We start from the raw sequence: 19,715 nt of genomic DNA, 5'->3' as shown, positions 1-19,715 counted from the left end.
GCTTGCTTGTTAGGCGCCGAAGCGGCGGCCGGGTGCGGCGCTCCGCTCTATTTTCGCCTACCTTTGTAGCAGCATGAGAATTGGCATTTTCTTCGGTGGTCCGTCGCGCGAGCGGGAAATCAGCTTCGCCGGCGGCCGGACGGTTTACGATAACCTCGACAAGTCGCTGTTCCAGGCCGTTCCGGTCTTCGTGGACAGCCTGGGCAACTTCATCCTGCTCGACTGGCAGTACCTGTACAAGGGCACCATCCGGGACTTTTTCCCGCCCGTATCGGCCCTGCCGCCCACGGAGCTGAAGCTGCAGGTGTACCTGGAAAGCCTGGGGGAGCTGGGTCAGGAAGAGCAGGACCGCATCATTGCCCAGGTGGGCCGCCGCCTGCGCCCCGAGGAACTGCCCCTACTCATGGACTTTGCTTTCCTGGCCCTGCACGGCCCGGCCGGCGAAGATGGCGCCATCCAGGGCCTGCTGGAATGGTACGGCATCCCCTACTCCGGCTCCGGCATCCTGCCCTCGGCTTTCGGCATCGATAAGATTGCCCAGAAAACCCTGCTGCACGCGTTGAATCTGCCCTCCCCGGCCTTCCGCGTGCTCACGGCCGAGGAATTCGACGCCGCCCAGCCCGAAGCGCTGCTGGCCTACGTGCAGAAAGAGCTGGGCCTGCCCATCGTGGTGAAAGCGCCGCGCCAGGGCTCCAGCATCGGCGTGAGCATCGTGCGCGAGGCCGATGTGGCCAAGTTCGTGGCCGCCGTGGAGCGCAGCCTGTTCCGCCGCACCGTGCTGCGCGCAGACTGGCAGCGCCTCGGCCCGCAGGACCGCCTGGCCTGGGCTCAGCACCTCACCGACATCCGCGAGGGCATCGGCCTGCCGGTCATCCTCGATTCGGACGACGAGCAGCTGATTTACCACCCCGACGAGCTGCTGCGCGCCCTCGACGAGCGGCTGACCCTGCAGGATTCGGTGCGGCTGACGAACGTGAACGGCGAGCAGCAGGTGCTGCTGGAAGCCTTCGTGCAGGGCCGGGAGTTTTCGTGCATCGTGGTGGAAGACGTGGACGGCACCCCGCTGGCCCTGCCCCCCACGGAAATCGTGAAGGGCTCGGAGGTGTTTGACTACCGCTCGAAGTACCTGCCCGGCATGGCCCGCAAGGTCACGCCCATCGAGCTGCCGGAGGCCGACATTCAGCGCATCCGCGAGCAGTGCGAGCAGCTGTTCCGCACCTTCGGCTTCCAGGTGTACGCCCGCCTCGACGGCTTCATCACAGACTCGGGCGAGATTTTCCTGAACGACCCGAACACCACCTCTGGGATGCTGCCGGCCTCGTTCTTCTTCCACCAGGCCGCCGAAATCGGGCTGAACCCCTCGCAGTTTCTCACCTACATCATCCGCACTTCGCTGGCCGCCCGGCGCCGCTCGGGCCTGCAGCCGGTGAAGCTGGGCCGGCAGCTGCGCGCCCTCGACGCAGCCGTGGCCAGCCGCCAGCACGAGCAGCAGCCGCGCACCAAGGTGGCCGTCATCATGGGCGGCTACTCCTCGGAGCGGCACATTTCGGTGGAAAGCGGCCGGAACATCTTCGAGAAGCTGTCCTCCTCGGCCAAGTACGAGCCGGTGCCGGTGTTCCTGACGGGCTCCTCCGAGAGCTACGAGCTGTACGTGCTGCCCGTCAACGTGATGCTCAAGGACAACGCCGACGACATCCGCGACAAGGTGAAGCACTACGAGGCCGGCCACGGGCAGCACCCGATTCTGGAGCGCATCCGGCAGCAGGCCACCAACATCACCCACACCTACGCCGCGCAGTCGGTAGCCACGCCCGAGAAGCTGAGCTTCGAGCAGCTGGCCCAGCGCGTCGACGAGGTGTTCATTGCCCTGCACGGCCGCCCCGGCGAGGATGGCGCCCTGCAGCAGCAGCTGGAGCGCGTGGGCCTGCCCTACAACGGCTCGGGCGCCGAGTCGAGCAGCATCACCATCAACAAGTTCGAGACGAACAAGCGCCTGCGCGAGGCCGGCCTGCGCGTGGCCGAGCACCGCATGGCCGCCCGCCTGGAGTGGGAAGCCGACGCGGAAGCCTTCTACAGCGCCCTGGAAAGCCAGTTTCACTACCCCTTCATTGCCAAGCCCGCCGACGACGGCTGCTCCTCGGCCGTGAAGAAAATCAAGAACCGGGCGGAGCTGGAGGCCTTCTGCCGCCTGATGTTCCGCGACCAGGAAGATTTGCTCGAAGACGCGGCCAAAGTGCTGAGCCTGGGCTTCAAGGAGGAATTTCCGCGCAAGGATGCCTTCCTGGTCGAAACGCTCATCAGCCGCGACGGGGCCCGGCACTTCCTCGAAGTCACCGGCGGCCTGCTCACGCACCGCCGCCCCGATGGTGGCCGCGACATTGAGGTGTTCGAAGCATCGGAGGCCCTGGCCACCGGCGAGGTGCTGAGCCTGGAGGAGAAATTCTTGGCCGGCGAAGGCCAGAACATCACTCCGGCCCGCTACGCTGCCGATGCCGAGGAGCGGCAGCGCATTTCGGAGGAGGTAAAGGCCCAGCTGAAGCGCGTGGCCGAGGTACTCAACATCGAAGGCTACGCCCGCATCGACGCCTTTGTGCGGGTGCGCGAGACGGGCGCGGTGGAAGTCATCATCATCGAGGTCAACTCCCTGCCCGGCATGACGCCCGCCACCTGCATCTTCCACCAGACCGCGCTGGCCGGCTACACTCCCTACGACTTCATCGACCGCATTCTGGAGTACGGCAAGACTAGGGTATGAGGGTAAGAGCGTAAGAGTTTAGGAGTTATCGTTCTGACAACTTGTAACCTCTTATCCTAAAAAGACTCTTACCCTCCTAGCCCCATCCCCTCCTACCCTAAAAAACCCTCCCTGCCGAATGGCTTTCCTCAAATCCGATACCTGGCTGGACCTCGTCAAGCACCTGCTGGTGATTGTGGGCGTCTCGCTGCTGCTGCTGTTCCTGTTCTTCTTCGTGTACCTGCCCATTACCACCAACCACGGCGAAACCATCGTGGTGCCGAAGGTGACGGGCATGCAGCTCGACGCGCTGGAAGACTACCTCGACGAGCGTGATTTGGCCTACTTCGTGGACGACAGCACCTACCGGCCCAACCTGCCCCCCGGCATGGTGCTGACCCAGGAGCCCAAGCCCGGCGAGAAGGTGAAGGAGGGCCGCAAGATTTACATCCAGGTGGCCATGAAAAACCCGCCCGTCATCAAGATGCCCAAGCTGACGGAGGGCTCGGTGAAAAACGCCCAGATGATTCTGAACAGCTACGACTTGGTGGTCGGCAAAATCACGCTGGTGCCCGATCTGCAGCAAAACCAGGTGCTCAAGCAGGAAGTCAACGGCAAGGAAATCAAGCCCGGGGACCCGATTACCAAGGGCACCAAGGTGGATTTGACCGTGGGCGACGGGCTGGGCAACCAGGAATTCCCGGTGCCTAACGTGGTGGGCATGCCCGCCGACGAGGCCACTACCCTGCTGGCCGGTCAGGGCCTGCAGATCGGGGAAACCTTCTACCAGGCACCCGAGGAAGGCCAGACCGAGGGCACCGTGGTGAAGCAGCGCCCCGAAGCGGCCAGCGGGGCTACCATCCGCTCGGGCCAGCTGGTGGACCTTTGGGTAGCCGGCAAGGAGCCCCTCAAGGCCGTCGACTAACGCCCGCCCCTAAGTAACGAGCCGCCCGGTCAGCCGGGCGGCTTTTTTTGGACCTATCATGGAGCGGATAAATCGGCGGCGGTAAAATCTTTTCGCCTGCTGCCTCGTTTGGGGTGCGTAACTTACCCGCTCATGAAATATCAGCTACGCCTACCTTTTCTCGTCTGCAGTCTGCTGCTCAGCTTGGGCTACTCCCCGTTGGTACGGGCGCAGCAGGCCGCGGTGCAGCCCCTTCTGGCCGACCCGGGCCGCGCCCGGCAGGGCCGGCCGGCGGCGGCCCTGCGCGGCAACGCCACCACGCTCACACTGCCCTTCTTCGAGGACTTTGCCGGACAGCGCGAAGGCGGCCCCAGCCCGGACCGCTGGCAGGGCGGCCAAGTGCTGATAAACGAGCGGTTTGCCCAGGCCCCGCCCTCCCGCGGCGTGGCCACCTTCGACGGGTTCGATGCGCTGGGGCGGCCCTACGCGGCCATCAGCACCTACGGCCCCACCGACTCGCTCACTTCCCACGCCATCGATTTGAGCGGGCGCAATCCGGCCGACAGCGTGTTGCTGAGCTTTTTCTGGCAGGCCGGCACCATCGTCCGCAGTCCGTCAAGCAACCTGTCCTCGCGGCGGGTGGGCATTCAGCTAGAGTTTCTCTCGAACACCGGCACCTGGGACAAGGTCTGGGAGGCCCTCAGCACCGGCGTGCGTACCCCTTTCCAGCAGAAGTTTGTGGCCGTGGATCAGGCCAAGTACCTGCACGCGGGCTTCCGTTTCCGCTTCAGCACCTCGGGCAGCCGCTCCGGCACCTTCGATGCCTGGAACCTGGACTACATCCTGCTCGACCGCGGCCGCAGCGCCCGGCGAGTGTCGTACTCCGACGTGGTACTCAGCGCCCCGCTCACCTCGCTGCTGAAGCGCTACTCGGCCATGCCCCCCTGGCAGTTTAATGCCGCCCCGAATCCGACCTTGGAGCTGAACGACTCCACCTTCACGACCTTCAACAACCTGGATCTGGGGACGCCCCCCGTGCCCTTCTCCTGGCGCGGCGTGGTGCGCACGCTGCCCGGCGGGGCGGAGCGGCAGTTTGTGGTCGGCGACACCATCCTGAATGCGGGCACCCGGCAGTTTCCCATCCGCGGCTCCGTGCGCAACACCCCGCTGACCATTTCCGGCTCCACGCGGGTGCAGCACAGCATCTACCTAAACCTGCTGACCTCCGGCGACCTGCGCAAGGCGCCCAACGACACGGTGCGGCGCACCACCGAGTTTAGCGACTATTTCGCCTACGACGACGGCAGCGCGGAGGGCACCACCTCCATCAATCCGAACTCCAACGCGGCCACGTCGCGGGCCGTCCGCTTCAATCTGAACCGCCCGGATCAGGTGACCAGCCTGCGCGTGTACTATGCCGGCACCACCGCCGTCGGGGTGCCCGTGCCAGCCACTATTTCGGTTACGTTCAGCGTGTGGGACGTGGGCGCCGACGGGCTGCCCGCCGCCCAGCCCAAGGCCACCAAGACGCTGACGTTGCCCACCACCGTTGATAGCACCCGCTGGCGGGTCATCACCTTCGATCAGCCCGTGCCGGTGAGCGGCTCGTTCTTCATCGGCTACACCCAGCCGGCCACCAGCTTCCTGATTCGCTTCGGCCTGGATCTGAACACCCAGCAGCCCCGCCAGACTTTCTACGACCGCGACGCCAGCGCACCCTGGCTGCCTGTCGTCACCGGGTCTCCCCTGATGCGGCCGGTGATGAACGGCGTCGTCACCAGCACCCGTAGCTCCGCCGCGGAGGCCGCCGTGCGCCTCTACCCCAACCCCAGCAGCGGGCTGGTGCAGGTGCAGGGCCGCTACCTCGGCGCCACCGCCCTCGATGCCCTGGGCCGCACCGTGTGGCAGCAGCCCGCCGCCGACGCGGGCAAAGCGCAGCTGGATTTACGCCAGCTGCCGGCCGGCGTGTACCTGCTGCGCCTTACGCTGCCCGGTGGCCTAGTCAGCACCCAGCGACTGGTGCTGCAGCCCTGACGCCGCCACGGGTCGGGGCGTAACTTCCGGTTGTTTTTGCTTGTTTAGTGGCCCCAAGCGCTGCACCGCGCCTGGGTCCACTTGTTTTTCGCCTTTACCCTCTCCACCTATGAACGACATTACCCCCGCCGAACTCAAAGAGCGTCAGCAGCAAAACCAAACGCCCGTCATCATCGACGTGCGGGAGCCGTGGGAGTACGAGGAAACCCACATCGACGGCAGCCAGAACATTCCGCTGGGCGAGCTGCCGGGCAAAATCGAGGATTTGGAAGACCTGAAGCACCAGGAAATCGTGGTGCACTGCAAGGGCGGCGGCCGCTCGGCCACGGCCAAGGCCCTGCTGCAGCAGCACGGCTTCGACAAAGTGCGCAACCTGCTCGGCGGTATCACGGCCTACAACGCCGGGTAATTCCAATCAGTAGCACGTCCAATACAGAACGTCATTCCGAGCTTGTCGAGGAATGACGTTCTTTTTTATTCACCTGATTATCAGGCCACGGCCAGCTGCCCGCCGGTGGTGTAGCGTAGCTGACCGGTATCCACCAGGTCGCGCAGCAGGGCTTTCAGGGCGTCGGCCTGGGCGGGTGCAAAGCCGGACAGCAGCTCGCGCGGGGTAAGCGGCGCGGTGCGCAGCTGCGTAAGGATTTGCTCGCGCAAATCCGTGGCTACCACGGGCGGCTGCTGGCGGCGCTTCTCGGCCAGGCAATGGTCGCAGATGCCGCAGGGCGCGCTATCCAGCTCGCCGAAGTATTCCAGCAGCAACTGCTGGCGGCAGCGCGTGCCGGCGGCGTAGCGGATGACGGCCTCGGTTTTGAGCTGGTCCCGCTCCCGGGCCGCGTCGAGGGCACGGGCGTCGAGGGGCAGGCGGGCGGCGTCGTGGCGCGGGGTGGTGAAGAGTACCTGCGGCGCGTCGTGGCGGGGCTGGTACTGCACGATGCCCGACTTGTGCAGAAACTCCAGCGTTTTGCGCACGTCGGTGGTGCTCCAGCGCAGGGCCTGGCTGAGCTGGCCTTCGGAAATGTTCTTGAAGCCGCTGAATACCTCCCCGCCGTAGAAGCGCAGGATGGCCTTGATGAGCTGGTCGTGCCGCTCGTTGGCCACCTGGAAGCGGTACAGGTCGCGCGCATCGATGGGAATGAAGACCTTGGCAGGGCTGAACACGGCCTCGTTGAGCTGCACCAGCCCGGCTTTTTCCAGGGTGCGCAGGGCGTTGTGCACATCCAGAGGCTTGAGGCGGTAGGTGCTGGCGAAGGCGCCCAGGTCGAAGTCGAAGGCCACCAGCTCGCCCCCGCCCACGGCCGTGCCGGAGTAGTTGGCCAGGGCCTGGTACACGCGGCGCACCACGTCGAGCGGCGGGTGGCTCGTCAGCACGCGGCGGCGCATTTCGTCGGCGTCGTTGGGGGCCCACAGCAGCACGGCAAAGGCGTACAGCTCGTCGCGCCCGGCGCGGCCGGCTTCCTGGTAGTAGGCCTCCAGCGAGTCGGGCGCGTCCAGGTGCACCACGCAGCGTACGTCGGGCTTGTCGATACCCATGCCGAAGGCATTGGTAGCCACCACGATGCGCGTCTTGTCCGAGGTCCACTCCTGCTGCACGCGGGTGCGCTGGTCGGCGGGCAGGCCGGCGTGGTAGGCGGCGGCGCTCAGGCCGTGCTGCTGCAGCCAGGCGGCGGCGGTTTCGGTGGCCTTGCGGGTGCGGGCGTACACCACGGCCGTTTTGCCGGGCCCCACGCCCTTGAGCACCTGCAGCAGCCGTTGCAGCTTGTCCTCGGTTTCGAGCACCGAGTACGAGAGGTTGGGCCGCTGGAAGCTGCGCTGAAACGTCTGGCCCGTCGCACCGAAGTTCAGCTTCTCGCGGATGTCGCGGCGCACTTCCTCGGTGGCGGTGGCGGTGAGGGCCAGCACCGGCACTCCCGGCAGCAGCTCCCGCAACGCGCTGATCTGCAGGTAGGGCGGACGAAAATCGTAGCCCCACTGCGAGAGGCAGTGCGCCTCGTCGACGGCAATGAGCTGGATGCGCATCTTCGGCGCCCGGGCCCGGAACATGTCGGTGAGCAGCCGCTCGGGCGACACGTAGAGGAACTTCACCGGCCCGTACACGCAGTTGTCCAGCGTCTGGTCGATGTCGCGGTGGCTCATGCCCGCGTACACGGCCTCGGCCTTGATGCCGCGCTTGCGCAGGTTTTCCACCTGGTCCTTCATCAGCGCAATCAGCGGCGAAATGACCAGGCAGAGCCCTTCCCGGGCCAGCGCCGGCACCTGGAAGCAGACCGACTTGCCGCCGCCGGTGGGCAGCAGGGCCAGCGTATCGTGGCCAGCCAGCACCGAGCGGATAATGTCCTCCTGCCCCGGCCGGAAGGCGCGGTGGCCCCAGTGCTGGCGTAGAACGGAAAGAATATCTTCGGTGGGGGCGGACACGGCGGACGCGGGCTTAACAGCCGGCGAAGGTACGGACGAAAGCCCTGAAAAGCAGCCCTAGCGGCAAGCACAACGCCCGACCCGGGGCCCAGGCCGGCCGGTCCATTCTAGCGTCCGGCCCTGACCCGGGCCTGCCGGTCCATTCTAGCGTCCGGCCCTGATCCGGGCTTACGTGTCGGCACGGAGCCGAAAATGCCCGGCCGCGGGTATTGCCGCCAGGGGCGGGTGCAAGGCAGTTTTGCAGCGTTGGCGGCCCCGGCTGCCGGCCGCTGCTTTGCCATTCATCCTTCTGCTTCCTATGCTGCATTTCTCCGCTTCCGCTACCCGCCTGCTGCCGGTGGCCGCCCTGCTCCTGCTGCTGACCAGCTGCGGCAAAACCAAAGTCGACCCGACGCCGGCTACGCCCACGGCCCCGCAGGCCGCTACGCCCACCATCCGCAACACCAGTGGCACGCTGGTAGCCCTGCGCACCGACTTCACCTACTCGCTGGCCCAGGCGCCCGTACCCGTCACGCTCAGCCTCGAAACCGGCCTGGCGGCCTTCTACAACAGCACGCCCACCCCCCTGCTCGACGCCGGCGCCGTCCGCCTCAACAACAACGGCCTCGACAAACAGGGCAACAACGCCTACCTCAAAACCGCCACGCCCGGCCTGAGCACGCCCACCGACCTGGGCCTGAGCAGCGGCGCCAGCTGGAGCGTGGCGGGCAGTGGCAGCGTGCCGGCCCTGAGCTACGCGCACACCGTCAGCTTCCCCAGCTACGGCGGCACGCTGCCCAGCAGCATCGCCAAGGCCAGCGGGCTGAGCATTGCCCTCAGCGGCCAGCTCAGTGGCGCCGACTCGGTGTACGTGGTGGTGGCCGCCGGCGACAAAATGGTGCTCAAGCGGGCCCGCGGCACGGCGGCTTCGGTGAGCTTCTCGGCCGCCGAGCTGGCCGCGCTGCCCACCACCAGCAACAGCACCCTGGGCTACGTGGAGGTCATTCCCTTCCGCTACAACCTCGTCACGCTCGGCGGCCGCACCTACGCCTTCGTGAAGGAAACGGCCGCTATCAGCACCGTCACCATCCAGTAGTCACAGCGCCACTTGTACGACCATCGTTTCTCGGTAAAGCTGGAATGGCGGGCAACGCCTTCGGCCACAAACGAAAAGCCCGGCACCTTGCGGTACCGGGCTTTTCCCTATCAATACAACACTAACTTCCTTAAGCGGCCACCTGACCGTTTTCGCGGTCGTCGATGGTCTTTTTCAGGTTGGCAATGGCCTGGTTAGCACGCTCCTGATCCAGCTTGTTGATGTTAAGCAGCATCTTGGTCTTTTCCTGGCGCGTTACCACCGGGTGATTCAGCAGGCGGATGATTTCCTCTTTCTGCTGGGCCGTGGCGTAGGCCGGGTTGTTGGCAGCCGGAGCCAGCGGCTCGGCTACGGCCGGGGCGGGTTGCTCGGTCACCACGGCTTTCATCGGGGCGGGCTCGGTGGCTACCGGCTGCTTGGCTTCCGGCATGTTGCCGCCGTACTCCATTTCTTCGGCTGGGGTGGGCTCGTAGCCGGCGGCGCGGATAATCCAGGCCAGGATGTTGCGGTAGGCCTTACCGATGGCGCGCGTCTGGGCCATGGAGGCAATGGCAAACTCCTGGTAGAATTTCTTGCCCTGCTCCTTGTTCGAGCAGATGGCGAAACCGGCGCCGACGGTGTGCTGGCTGCGCAGGTCAAACAGCGTCACCTTGGCCTGGTATTTAATTTCCGAGTCGGTGCTCATGTTGATGACGTGGTCGACGATGGGCACGATGCCCAGGCGCGAGCCAGCGTACTGCCAGCCTTCCACGTTCACAAACTCTTTGCCCTGCACCGAGGTGGTGAGCTTGTTTTCCTTGATGAAGTTCGCCAAGTCTTTGGCCAAGGTCAACGTCTCATCCGAACGCGAGATGTCGTAGCTCTCGGCTTTCGGCTTGCGAATCGGTGCTTTGGTGTTGTCTTTTTGTGCCTCAGTCATGGCTTTGTCCTTTAGTCTCCTGTAGTACGTTTGTTTGTTGTAAAGGTAACGAATCGGCCCGCTGAAAGGTGCGAAAAACTACAGATTTTTTAGCATTTTTTATTATTGATTATCAACACATTACACCGAGTATTCAAAAATATAAAAGCTAAAGCCGTTAGCAGAACATTTCCCTTAGCACCGAAGTGCCCGAAAACGGCACAAAGTCAGTGGCGGCGAAGCCCTGAGCTCAACCCCTGATACGTAAAAAAAGCCGCCACGTCTATCCAACGCGGCGGCTTTCAGGCCGGCCCACTGCCTGCGCAGCGGCTTATTCCAGGATGTGCCCGTCGCGCATGGTGATTTTGCGGTCGGCCATGGCGGCCAGCTGGTCGTTGTGGGTCACGATGACGAAGGTCTGGCCCAGCTCCTTGCGCAGCAGGAAGAAGATCTGGTGCAGCTCGGCCGCGTTCTTTGAGTCGAGGTTGCCCGAGGGCTCGTCGGCAAAGATGATTTCGGGCGAATTAATGAGGGCCCGGGCCACCGACACGCGCTGCTGCTCCCCGCCCGACATTTCCGAGGGCTTGTGCTCGGCGCGGCGCTCCAGGTTCAGCATGCCCAGCAATTCGCGGGCGCGCACCCGGGTTTCCTTTTCCGAGCGGCCCGCCAGGTAAGCCGGCAAACACACGTTTTCGAGGGCGGTGAATTCGGGCAGCAGGTTGTGAAACTGGAACACGAAGCCGATGTGGCGGTTGCGGAACTTGGCCAGCTCCGAGCGTTTCAAGCTGCTCACCGACTCGCCGTCGAACAGCACTTCGCCGGTATCGGGCGTGTCGAGCGTGCCCAGCAGGTGCAGCAGGGTGCTCTTGCCGGCCCCCGACGAGCCGACGATGGACACGATTTCGGACTTTTCGATGGTGAGGTCGATGCCCTTGAGCACTTCCAGCGAACCGTAGCGCTTACGAATGTTGACGGCCTGCAGCAAACCGGCGGGGAGTTAGGAGAAAAGAAAACGGATACGGGCAAAGCTACGCAGAACCGGCCGATGCGGGTTGCCGCCTATCTTGGCCGGGATGCGCAACCGGCGGCTTATACGCAACCTCGCCCGCGGCGGCCTACTCCCGCTGACGTTGGCCCTGCTGGCGGGCCGCTGCGAACCGCCCGCGGCGGCTACCTCTACCGTAATAATTCCCCCGGCCGAACGCCTGCGCGGCGTGAGCTGGGTAGCGGCCGACTCCACCACCGAAGATGAAATTCTGGAGCTGAAGCGCAACCACGTCAGCTGGATTGCCCAGACGCCCTTCGGCTGGCAGGCCGACTCCGCTTCGCCGGAAGTGCAGCTGCAAACCGGTGGCGGCCGGCGGCGGCGCGTCTTCTGGGGCGAGGCCGACAGCGGGCTGGTGCACACGGCCCGGCTGGCCCGGCGTCACGGCATCCATACCTTATTAAAGCCCCACCTGTGGCTGCGCGCCCGCGGGCAGTGGCCGGGGCAGGTGCAGATGCGCACGGCGGCCGACTGGCAGCGCTGGTTCACGAGCTACTCCGCTTTCATCCTGCACTACGCTCGCCTGGCCGAGCAGCACCAGATGGAGGCCTTGTGCATCGGCACGGAGCTGCGGCACGCGGCAGTGGGGCACGAGGCGGAGTGGCGCCGGCTGATCGGGGAAATCCGGCGGGTGTACCACGGCCGGCTCACCTACGCCGCCAACTGGCACCAGGAGTACGACCAGATTCGCTTCTGGGACGCGCTGGACTTTATCGGCGTGCAGGCCTACTTCCCGCTCACCCCGCAGCCCCGGCCCGATACCGCCGCGCTGCGCCGGGCCTGGGCGCCGCACCTGCAGGCCCTGGCCCGGGTGCAGCAGCGCTACCGTAAGCCGGTGGTCTTCACCGAGGCCGGCTACCGCGCCATTCCGACGGCCGCCGCCGCGCCCTGGCAGTGGCCCGATGCCCGCCGCCCCGAGCCCGAGGACGACGCCACCCAGGCCGCCTGCTACGAGGCCCTGTTTCGCAGCTGCTGGCGGCAGCCCTGGCTGGCCGGCATCTTCATCTGGAAGTGGTACCCCGGCCTCCCGCCCGACGCCCCCAGCCGCCGCCGCGCCGACTACACCCCGCAGCACCGCCCCGCCGAGCAGGTCATGGCCCGCTGGTACGGTTCGGGTGAGTAGGTGATTGGGGCAAAAGAACGTCATCCTGAGCACAGCGAAGGACCTTCCTCGCACCCTGCACCGTCGTTAAGGAAAAGGCTTAACGTTCTGATAATAGGGCGTTAGCAGCTACGCTGATCAGCTGATGGCAAGTCTGAGGAAGGTCCTTCGCTGTGCTCAGGATGACGTTCTTTTGCCCCAATCACCTACTCACCTACTCACCTACTCACTCCTTTTGCCTACTTTCGCGGGCACATTTCCGGAACCCGAAAACCCACTCCCGTTCACCGTATGAACATTCACGAATATCAGGGCAAGGACATCCTTAAGCGCTACGGCGTCCGCGTGCAGGAAGGCATCGTGGCCGAAACTGCTGACGAGGCCGTAGAAGCTGCCAAAAAGCTCACCGAGCAGACCGGCACCGGCTGGCACGTAATCAAAGCCCAGATCCACGCGGGCGGCCGCGGCAAAGGCGGCGGCGTGAAGCTGGCCAAGAACCTTGACCAAGTGCGTGAGCTGTCGGAGCAAATCATCGGCATGCAGCTGGTGACCAAGCAAACCGGCCCCGAAGGCCGCAAAGTGCACAAGGTGCTGGTAGCCCAGGACGTGTACTACCCCGGCGAGTCGGAAACCAAGGAATTCTACATGTCGGTGCTGCTGGACCGCACCTCCGGCAAGAACGTCATCATCTACACCACCGAGGGTGGCATGGACATCGAGGAGGTAGCCGAGGCGCATCCCGATAAGATCCTGAAAGAGTACGTGGACCCGCGCGTGGGCTTCCGCCCCTTCCAGGCCGGCAAGATTGCCTTCAACCTGGGCCTCTCGGGCGAGGCTTACAAGGAGATGGTGAAGTTCGTGCAGGCCCTGTACAAGGCCTACGACGACACCGACTCGGCCATGTTCGAAATCAACCCGGTGCTGAAAACCTCGGACAACAAGATCCTGGCCGTCGACGCCAAGGTGACGCTGGACGAAAACGCACTGTACCGCCACAAGGACTTCGCCGCCCTGCGCGACACCAACGAGGAAGACCCGCTGGAAGTGGAAGCCTCGGCCTCGAACCTGAACTACGTGAAGCTCGACGGCAACGTGGGCTGCATGGTGAACGGCGCCGGTCTGGCCATGGCCACCATGGACATCATCAAACTCTCGGGCGGTGAGCCGGCCAACTTCCTCGACGTAGGGGGCGGAGCCAACGCCCAGACCGTGGAAGCCGGTTTCCGCATCATCCTGAAGGACCCGAACGTGAAGGCCATCCTGATCAACATCTTCGGGGGCATCGTGCGCTGCGACCGGGTAGCCAACGGGGTGGTGGAAGCCTACAAGAACATCGGCGACATCCGCGTGCCCATCATCGTGCGCCTGCAAGGGACCAACGCCGAGGAAGGTGCCCGCATCATTGACGAGTCGGGCCTGAAGGTGTACTCGGCCGTGCTGCTGAAGGACGCCGCCCAGAAAGTGAAGGAAGTACTGGCCATGCAGGAGCAACAAGCTTAAGCAGGGGCCTGACACCTTCGAGTGAGTGAAGCCCCGCCGACAGCCTCGGCGGGGCTTCTTCTTGCAAAAATAATTCTGTAAAAACAATCACATATATTTTTTTATCATATCGTACATTAGACGAGTTATATTTGAGGGCTGCGTTTTTGAATTCTGACGACACTGATAGGCTTTTGCCCAGCTAGTCAGCGCCTTAACGGCAGCCTTCACTACCGCGGCCTTTGGCGCGGCGCCAACCTCGCGGCGGCTTTCTCCGTTTGCAGGCACTCCACCCCTGTAACCATCCACCCTCATGCATAAGACATTTACGGGACTGTTGATTTTGCTTGGGCTGGGGCTGGGTCAGCTTGCCACGGCCCAGTCTGCACCTTCGACCGACGCACCGCTGCGTTTCAGCAACGCGCCCACCACCGTGGCCGCTTACGACTTCCGTTTCAGCACCCCCGACGACTTCTACCTGCAGACCCTGCGCGACCGGTACGGCCTCGAAGCCGTTGCGGCCAAGGAGCAAACCACGCTGGGCAAGGTGAAAGCGCTGAGTTTGTGGGTGCACAACCGCCTCAGCCACGACGGGCACACTTCCACGCCCAAAACCGACCCCATGGAAATCCTGGACCACGCCCTGCTCGGCAAGCCGGTGCAATGCGTGGAGTTTGGCCGGGTAATGGCGGCGGTACTGACGGCCATGGGCATGCCGGCCCGCCCGCTGTTCCTGAAAGCCGCCGACGCCGACAAGCGTAGCTCGGCCGGGGGCCACGTGCTGACGGAGGTATGGCTGGACGAGTTTCAGAAATGGGCCATCGTGGACAGTCAGTGGGACGTGCTGCCCACGCTGAACGGTACGCCCATCAGCGCCGTGGAGCTGCAGCACGCCCTGGCGAAAGACGCGCCCGGCCTGAGCGGCGAAACCTCCACCGACGCCAAGGTGCGGTACTACTTCCGCTGGCTGCAGCCCTACCTGTTTTACTTCGATACGCCGCTCGACAACCGCTACGGCGTGAAGACCATGTCGACCAGCCTGATGCTGACGCCCATCGGCGCCAAGAAGCTGACCATGTTTCAGCGGACCACCAAGCTGCACGGCATGCGCTACACCAACTCCACGGCGGTGTTCTACCCGAATCCGCTGGAAACCCACCAGGCGGCCGAACCGCCCTCCCTTGGTCAATAACTTCTGCGCCTGATAAGCAAGCGGCCCGGCTGGATAATCCAACCGGGCCGCTTGCGTTTCGGGGGCGTGAGGGATTAGCCTTTCTCGGCTACGCCGGCGTTTTCGGCGGCTTCCACCGGAATGGCCTGCCCTTTCACGCGCAGCTCCACTTCCATGTTGCCGCGGGTGCCCACCGAGTACGGGCAGATGCGGTGGGCCTGGCGCACCATTTCGATGGTCTTCTGCTCATCGAACTTCTTCAGGTCTACGTCGAGCACGGCGCTCAGGCCGTAGCCCTCCCCTTCCTGGAACAAGCTCACCGAGCAGTTGACGGTGGTGTCGGGGTCGAGCCGGTCGCCGGCGCGCTGGGCAATGACGAGCAGCGCCTGCTGAAAGCAGGACGAGTAGCCGGCCGCAAACAGCTCTTCGGGGTTGGTGGCGCCGCGCTTGCCGCCGAGGCCCTCGGGCACGGACATTTCCAGGTCGATGACGCCGGTGCTGGAGCGGACGTGGCCGCTGCGGCCACCTACGGCCTGGGCATCAGCGGTGTACAGGGTTTTCTTTTCGGATGAGGCCATACAAATGCAGTGGGTGTTTTGGTTGGTTATCAGGCTTAACTGCCGATGGGCGGCGAAGGTTACGGTTGGCATTTTGCGAAAAACCCGGCGTAAGTTTGGCCGCAGCGCATTTTTGCCTACTTTTGCCGCCCACTACCCCTCACTGGCCACATAGTACAACGGATAGTATAGGAGTCTCCGAAGCTCTTGATTCAGGTTCGATTCCTGATGTGGCCACAATCATTTATTCGGAAGCTTCAGCCGCCCGGCCGCCATTCTGGTAGCCGGGCGGCGGCTTTTTCGGGCACTCCCAGTTGGGTGGGGCAAACGTAGTAGGAGTAGGGCAATCCGAATGGTATGTGGACAGCGTAAGTGGGTCGTTAACCAACCCACACCCAAAACCCCACTACCATGTTGAAGCAGATGTTTGCCGCCGCCCTCGTGCTGGCTCTCGGTACCGGCTTGTCGTCTACGGCCCAGGCCCAGACCAAAGTGAAAGCCAAGGAGGACCGGGTGAAGATGAAAGACAAGGACAAAAAGGCCATAAACGGCACCACCGGCGGTAGCATGGGCGCCGCGGGCAGCATGAGCGGTTCCTCGGCCGGCGTGATGGTGGGCGGCGCCATGATGACGCCCGACAAGGACATCGTGGCCAACGCCCTGGGTTCCAAGGACCACACCACGCTGGTTACGGCCGTGCAAGCCGCCGACCTGGTGCCGACGCTGCAGGGAGCCGGACCGTTCACGGTATTCGCCCCGACCAACGCGGCCTTCAGCAAGCTGCCCGCCGGCACGGTGGAGACGCTGGTAAAGCCCGAAAACAAGCAAAAGCTCACCACCGTGCTGACCTACCACGTAGTGCCCGGCCGCTACCTCGCTTCTGACCTGCAGGATGGGCAGAAGCTCACCACCGTGGAAGGCGAAACGCTGACGGTGATGAAAAAAGGCGGCAGCGTGATGCTGCACGACAGCAAGGGCGGTATGGCCACCGTGACCATTCCGAACGTGGTATCGAGCAACGGCGTGACCCACGTGGTGGACACGGTGCTGATGCCGGCCCGCTAAGTCGACAATTCCGACACCTCAAAAAAGCCTTTCCAACGCGCTGGAAAGGCTTTTTGCATTTTCAAAACGGCATCAGCCGGCCCGGGAGTTATCCAGATTGGCGTCGGTGCGTATAAGGGGCACACAGGTTCCTTTCCTAACCTCCCAACCAAGACTCCCATGTTTAAGAAAACCATTTCCGCACTTGCCCTGGCCCTGGCCTTCTGTACCGTGGCCGAAGCTCAAACTACCAAAACCTCGGACGACGGCACCAAGACCAAGTCCAAGGAAATGGGCACCAAAACCAAGACCAAGGACGACGACAACGGTAACCAGAAGGTGAAGGGCAAAACTGAGGCCGGCGACAAGATGAAGGCCAAGATGAAGCCCATGAACGGTACCACCGATGCCTCCATGGACGCCAGCGGCACCAGCGGCTCGATGATGAACTCGTCGACTACCACCACGACTACCGAAACGACGACTATGCCGGCTTCGGGTACTATGGCCGCTCCGGCTTCCGGCACGATGTCGACTACGCCCGCTTCGACGACCACGCCGGCCACCGGCACCATGACGACCGACCCGTCGATGAACTCGACGGGTACGATGTCGACCACGCCGGCCTCGGGCACGATGAGCACGCCTTCCTCGACTACGACCATGGACGCCACCACCCCGGCGCCGGCCGACGACATGCGCGTGGGACGCCGCATGAAGCCCGATAACAGCGGCAAAATGAAAGAGAAGAAGAACAAGATGAAGGACAAGTCGGGCATGTAAGCCGGCCTGCCTGCTACCCGCCGCGGCGGTTCACGAAAGCTTAATCGTGAACCGCCGCTTTTTTTGGGCCCTACATGCTGGTGCAAGCCAATGATTTTCGGACCTTTGCGGTCCTTTTGCTTTCCCCAACACCTTCTTTCTCTGCATGAAGCACTTCTTCGCTGCCCTGCTGGTATCGGGTCTGACCGTGGTTTCGGCCGCGGCACAGGTACGCCCGCCGGCCCCGCCCGCCAACCTGCAAGGCGTAGCCCTGCGCGACTGGCTGCGCCAGAACTGGTACGACGGCCTGCGCGTGGATTTGGGCTACAGTGACGCCCGCGGCAAGATGTACAACTACGTGGACGTGTTCAACGGCCAGCTGACCTGCGTGTACTCGGGCTACTCGGTGCCCAAAACCATCGACTCGACCAGCACCAGCACCGCCAACGTGGGCCGCATCAACTGCGAGCATACCATTCCGCAGTCGTGGTTCAACGAGGTGAGCCGGATGCGCTCCGACATCCACCACCTCTACCCCACCTACGACACCTGGAACTCCAACCGCGGCAGTGACCCGTTCGGCGAAATTCAGGATTCGCGGACCACGCTCTGGATGCGCGGCACCACCAGCCAGAGCAGCATTCCCACGAGCAACATCGACGAGTGGAGCGAGGACACGAACACCATGTTCGAGCCGCGCGAAGACCACAAGGGCAACCTGGCCCGCTCGGCCTTCTACTTCTACACCATGCACGCCAACGAGGCGTTCGACACGGGCAAGGGCGTGATTACGGCTCTGGCCGACCTGCAGACTCTGTACCAGTGGCACCTGGCAGACCCGGTGGACGCCCACGAGCGGGAGCGGAACCGCCGCACGGCCAAGGCCCAGGGCAACTTCAACCCCTACATCAGTGACCCCTCGCTGGTGGCCCGGGCCTGGGGCTTCCTGCCCGTCGGCCCGACGGTAACCTTCGCCGCCGCCAGCGGCAGCATCGTGGAAGGCAACACCGGCACCAGCACCTACACGGCCACGCTGACGGTGAGCCCCGCCCCCACCAGCACCGTGACGGTGCAGGTGAGCGTGGACGCGGCCAACTCCACCGCTACCGCGCCCGGCGACTACAGCTTCGCGACCCAGACGGTAACCTTCAACGCGGGCCAGACCTCGCAGACGGTGTCGGTGACCATCAACGGCGACACCCAGCCGGAACCCAACGAAACCGTGCGCCTGGTGCTGGGTGCCACGTCTACGGGGCTGTCGGTGGGCGCGCCGAACGCGCACGACCTGACCATCACCAACGACGACGGCCAGCCCCCGCTGGTGAGCTTCGCCTCGGCCACGGGCAGCATCGTGGAGGGCAACGCGGGCACGAGCACCTACACCGTGAACGTGACGCTGAGCGGGGCCGCGCCCACCGGGGCCTTCACCCTGCCCATCACGGTGGATGCGGCCGGCAGCACGGCCGGTGCCGCCGACTACACCCTGAACACGACTTCACTGAGCTTCGGCGCGGGCGTGGCCAGCCAGCCGGTGACGCTGACCATCAACGGGGACACCCAGGTGGAGCCAAATGAAACCGTGCGCCTGGTGCTGGGCACGCCCAGCGGCGGCGGAGTGAGCATCAGCGCCCCCACCAGCCACGTGCTGACCATCACCAACGACGACGGCCCGGTGGTGGGCCCCGGCGGCCCGGGCAACTGCCAGGAGCTGTTCTTCTCGGAGTACGTGGAATCGAGCGGGGCTACGCGCGCCGTGGAAATCTACAACCCCACGCCTAATGCGGTGAACCTGACGGGCTACCGCCTGCTGCGCTTCGCCAACGGCAGCCGCACCCCGCAGACGCCCTACTCGCTGTCGGGCACCATTGCCCCGGGCGGTACCTACGTGGTGGCTACCACCGGCTCGGTGGCGGCCGTGACGGCCGTGGCCAACGTGACCAACAACGTGGTGGACTTCAACGGCGACGACGCCATGGCCCTGTTCAATGGCACCGACACGCTGGACATCATCGGCGTGATTGGGCAGCAGCTGAACTGGCCGGTGACGGGCGGCACCACCCTAAACAACACCCTGCGCCGCCTGCCCACCGTGGGCGCCGGCAGCCTGCGCTGGAGCAGCGCCGCCGCTGGCTGGACGGCCGTGGGCGTGGACGACTTCTCGGGCCTGGGCAGCCACAGCAGCACTGCCTGCGCCACCACGGGCACGGTGAAAACCCTGGCCCTGGGCGCTGGCATCCAGGTATTCCCGAACCCCGCCACGGCCAGCGTGCAGCTGCGCCTGCCGGGCCTGACGGGCCGCCACGCGGCCAGCATCGGCCTCTACGACGCGCTGGGCCGCGAGGTGCTGCGCACGGAGCGCAGCCTCAGCGGCGCCGAACCTACCGCCCTGGCCCTGCCCGCGCTGCCGGCCGGCCTGTACTCGGTGCGCGTGACGGTGGCCGGCGTGCAGTACACCGCCCGCCTGGCCGTGCAGCGCTAAGCCTTACTGCTCAGCC

15 protein-coding genes and 1 tRNA gene are annotated in these 19,715 nt (G+C 64.5%); 12 read left to right on the top strand and 4 right to left on the bottom strand.

The genetic code is table 11. The annotated features are described in order from the left end of the window. Positions 1 to 73: 73 nt before the first annotated feature. From EJV47_RS27245 to EJV47_RS27230, 4 genes are all read left to right on the top strand, one after another. The gene (locus tag EJV47_RS27245; RefSeq protein ID WP_126696383.1) at positions 74 to 2,755 is read left to right on the top strand and encodes a D-alanine--D-alanine ligase family protein; all 2,682 of its coding nucleotides are present in this window, start codon (positions 74 to 76) and stop codon (positions 2,753 to 2,755) included. A 118-nt stretch (positions 2,756 to 2,873) separates the two neighbouring features. Beyond that, complete coding sequence (locus EJV47_RS27240; protein WP_126696382.1) at positions 2,874 to 3,659, top strand: PASTA domain-containing protein; 786 nt, start codon at positions 2,874 to 2,876, stop codon at positions 3,657 to 3,659. 132 nt (positions 3,660 to 3,791) lie between these two features. Further along, positions 3,792 to 5,672 carry a T9SS type A sorting domain-containing protein gene (locus EJV47_RS27235; RefSeq protein ID WP_126696381.1) on the top strand — a complete coding sequence of 627 codons (1,881 nt, stop codon included), beginning with the start codon at positions 3,792 to 3,794 and terminating at the stop codon, positions 5,670 to 5,672. 109 nt (positions 5,673 to 5,781) lie between these two features. Further along, the gene (locus EJV47_RS27230; RefSeq protein WP_126696380.1) at positions 5,782 to 6,081 is read left to right on the top strand and encodes a rhodanese-like domain-containing protein; all 300 of its coding nucleotides are present in this window, start codon (positions 5,782 to 5,784) and stop codon (positions 6,079 to 6,081) included. Positions 6,082 to 6,161: 80 nt separating this feature from the next. On the opposite strand, the gene EJV47_RS27225 is transcribed toward EJV47_RS27230, so the two are convergent. Then, complete coding sequence (locus EJV47_RS27225) at positions 6,162 to 8,087, bottom strand: RecQ family ATP-dependent DNA helicase (RefSeq protein ID WP_126696379.1); 1,926 nt, start codon at positions 8,085 to 8,087, stop codon at positions 6,162 to 6,164. 298 nt (positions 8,088 to 8,385) lie between these two features. Between EJV47_RS27225 and EJV47_RS27220 the strand changes: the two genes are divergently transcribed. Beyond that, positions 8,386 to 9,162, top strand: coding sequence for a hypothetical protein (locus EJV47_RS27220; RefSeq protein ID WP_126696378.1), 777 nt, complete (start codon positions 8,386 to 8,388; stop codon positions 9,160 to 9,162). Positions 9,163 to 9,292: 130 nt separating this feature from the next. On the opposite strand, the gene EJV47_RS27215 is transcribed toward EJV47_RS27220, so the two are convergent. Both EJV47_RS27215 and EJV47_RS27210 read right to left on the bottom strand, forming a co-directional pair. Then, positions 9,293 to 10,081: a hypothetical protein gene (locus EJV47_RS27215; protein ID WP_126696377.1), complete on the bottom strand. Its 789-nt coding sequence runs from the start codon at positions 10,079 to 10,081 to the stop codon at positions 9,293 to 9,295. A 310-nt stretch (positions 10,082 to 10,391) separates the two neighbouring features. Further along, positions 10,392 to 11,045 (bottom strand): ABC transporter ATP-binding protein, encoded by a 654-nt coding sequence (locus tag EJV47_RS27210; protein WP_126696376.1) that lies wholly within the window; start codon positions 11,043 to 11,045, stop codon positions 10,392 to 10,394. A gap of 88 nt (positions 11,046 to 11,133) precedes the next feature. On the opposite strand from EJV47_RS27210, the gene EJV47_RS27205 reads away from it, so the two are divergent. From EJV47_RS27205 to EJV47_RS27195, 3 genes are all read left to right on the top strand, one after another. Then, positions 11,134 to 12,228: a glycoside hydrolase family 113 gene (locus EJV47_RS27205; protein ID WP_126696375.1), complete on the top strand. Its 1,095-nt coding sequence runs from the start codon at positions 11,134 to 11,136 to the stop codon at positions 12,226 to 12,228. A 270-nt stretch (positions 12,229 to 12,498) separates the two neighbouring features. Next, a complete protein-coding gene (sucC, locus tag EJV47_RS27200) occupies positions 12,499 to 13,707 on the top strand; it encodes an ADP-forming succinate--CoA ligase subunit beta (RefSeq protein ID WP_126696374.1) in 1,209 nt (402 codons plus the stop codon). Positions 13,708 to 13,999: 292 nt separating this feature from the next. Then, positions 14,000 to 14,878, top strand: coding sequence for a transglutaminase-like domain-containing protein (locus tag EJV47_RS27195; RefSeq protein ID WP_126696373.1), 879 nt, complete (start codon positions 14,000 to 14,002; stop codon positions 14,876 to 14,878). Between the two features lie 74 nt (positions 14,879 to 14,952). Here EJV47_RS27195 and EJV47_RS27190 read toward each other — a convergent pair whose 3' ends face one another. Beyond that, a complete protein-coding gene (locus EJV47_RS27190; RefSeq protein WP_126696372.1) occupies positions 14,953 to 15,435 on the bottom strand; it encodes an Ohr family peroxiredoxin in 483 nt (160 codons plus the stop codon). A gap of 144 nt (positions 15,436 to 15,579) precedes the next feature. On the opposite strand from EJV47_RS27190, the gene EJV47_RS27185 reads away from it, so the two are divergent. The 4 genes from EJV47_RS27185 (at position 15,580) to EJV47_RS27170 (ending at position 19,699) form a co-directional block, all read left to right on the top strand. Next, a tRNA-Arg gene (locus EJV47_RS27185) sits at positions 15,580 to 15,651 on the top strand. Positions 15,652 to 15,981: 330 nt separating this feature from the next. Beyond that, the gene (locus tag EJV47_RS27180) at positions 15,982 to 16,479 is read left to right on the top strand and encodes a fasciclin domain-containing protein (RefSeq protein ID WP_243651334.1); all 498 of its coding nucleotides are present in this window, start codon (positions 15,982 to 15,984) and stop codon (positions 16,477 to 16,479) included. Positions 16,480 to 16,638: 159 nt separating this feature from the next. Beyond that, positions 16,639 to 17,241: a hypothetical protein gene (locus EJV47_RS27175; protein ID WP_126696370.1), complete on the top strand. Its 603-nt coding sequence runs from the start codon at positions 16,639 to 16,641 to the stop codon at positions 17,239 to 17,241. Between the two features lie 145 nt (positions 17,242 to 17,386). Then, the gene (locus tag EJV47_RS27170; protein ID WP_126696369.1) at positions 17,387 to 19,699 is read left to right on the top strand and encodes an endonuclease; all 2,313 of its coding nucleotides are present in this window, start codon (positions 17,387 to 17,389) and stop codon (positions 19,697 to 19,699) included. Positions 19,700 to 19,715: the final 16 nt, after the last annotated feature.

Origin of the sequence: Hymenobacter gummosus (assembly GCF_003970915.1) — a bacterium.
GTDB lineage: Bacteria > Bacteroidota > Bacteroidia > Cytophagales > Hymenobacteraceae > Solirubrum > Solirubrum gummosum.
The sequence above is the reverse complement of the archived record's forward strand: the minus strand, read 5'-3'. Positions and strand labels throughout refer to the sequence as shown.

Bases quoted from the DNA above. Each gene is read 5' to 3' on its own strand.
- EJV47_RS27245 (WP_126696383.1), top strand. From the start codon at position 74: ATGAGAATTGGCATTTTCTTCGGTGGTCCGTCGCGCGAGCGGGAAATC.
- EJV47_RS27240 (WP_126696382.1), top strand. From the start codon at position 2,874: ATGGCTTTCCTCAAATCCGATACCTGGCTGGACCTCGTCAAGCACCTG.
- EJV47_RS27235 (WP_126696381.1), top strand. From the start codon at position 3,792: ATGAAATATCAGCTACGCCTACCTTTTCTCGTCTGCAGTCTGCTGCTC.
- EJV47_RS27230 (WP_126696380.1), top strand. From the start codon at position 5,782: ATGAACGACATTACCCCCGCCGAACTCAAAGAGCGTCAGCAGCAAAAC.
- EJV47_RS27220 (WP_126696378.1), top strand. From the start codon at position 8,386: ATGCTGCATTTCTCCGCTTCCGCTACCCGCCTGCTGCCGGTGGCCGCC.
- EJV47_RS27215 (WP_126696377.1), bottom strand. From the start codon at position 10,081: ATGACTGAGGCACAAAAAGACAACACCAAAGCACCGATTCGCAAGCCG.
- EJV47_RS27205 (WP_126696375.1), top strand. From the start codon at position 11,134: ATGCGCAACCGGCGGCTTATACGCAACCTCGCCCGCGGCGGCCTACTC.
- sucC (WP_126696374.1), top strand. From the start codon at position 12,499: ATGAACATTCACGAATATCAGGGCAAGGACATCCTTAAGCGCTACGGC.
- EJV47_RS27195 (WP_126696373.1), top strand. From the start codon at position 14,000: ATGCATAAGACATTTACGGGACTGTTGATTTTGCTTGGGCTGGGGCTG.
- EJV47_RS27190 (WP_126696372.1), bottom strand. From the start codon at position 15,435: ATGGCCTCATCCGAAAAGAAAACCCTGTACACCGCTGATGCCCAGGCC.
- EJV47_RS27180 (WP_243651334.1), top strand. From the start codon at position 15,982: ATGGGCGCCGCGGGCAGCATGAGCGGTTCCTCGGCCGGCGTGATGGTG.
- EJV47_RS27175 (WP_126696370.1), top strand. From the start codon at position 16,639: ATGTTTAAGAAAACCATTTCCGCACTTGCCCTGGCCCTGGCCTTCTGT.
- EJV47_RS27170 (WP_126696369.1), top strand. From the start codon at position 17,387: ATGAAGCACTTCTTCGCTGCCCTGCTGGTATCGGGTCTGACCGTGGTT.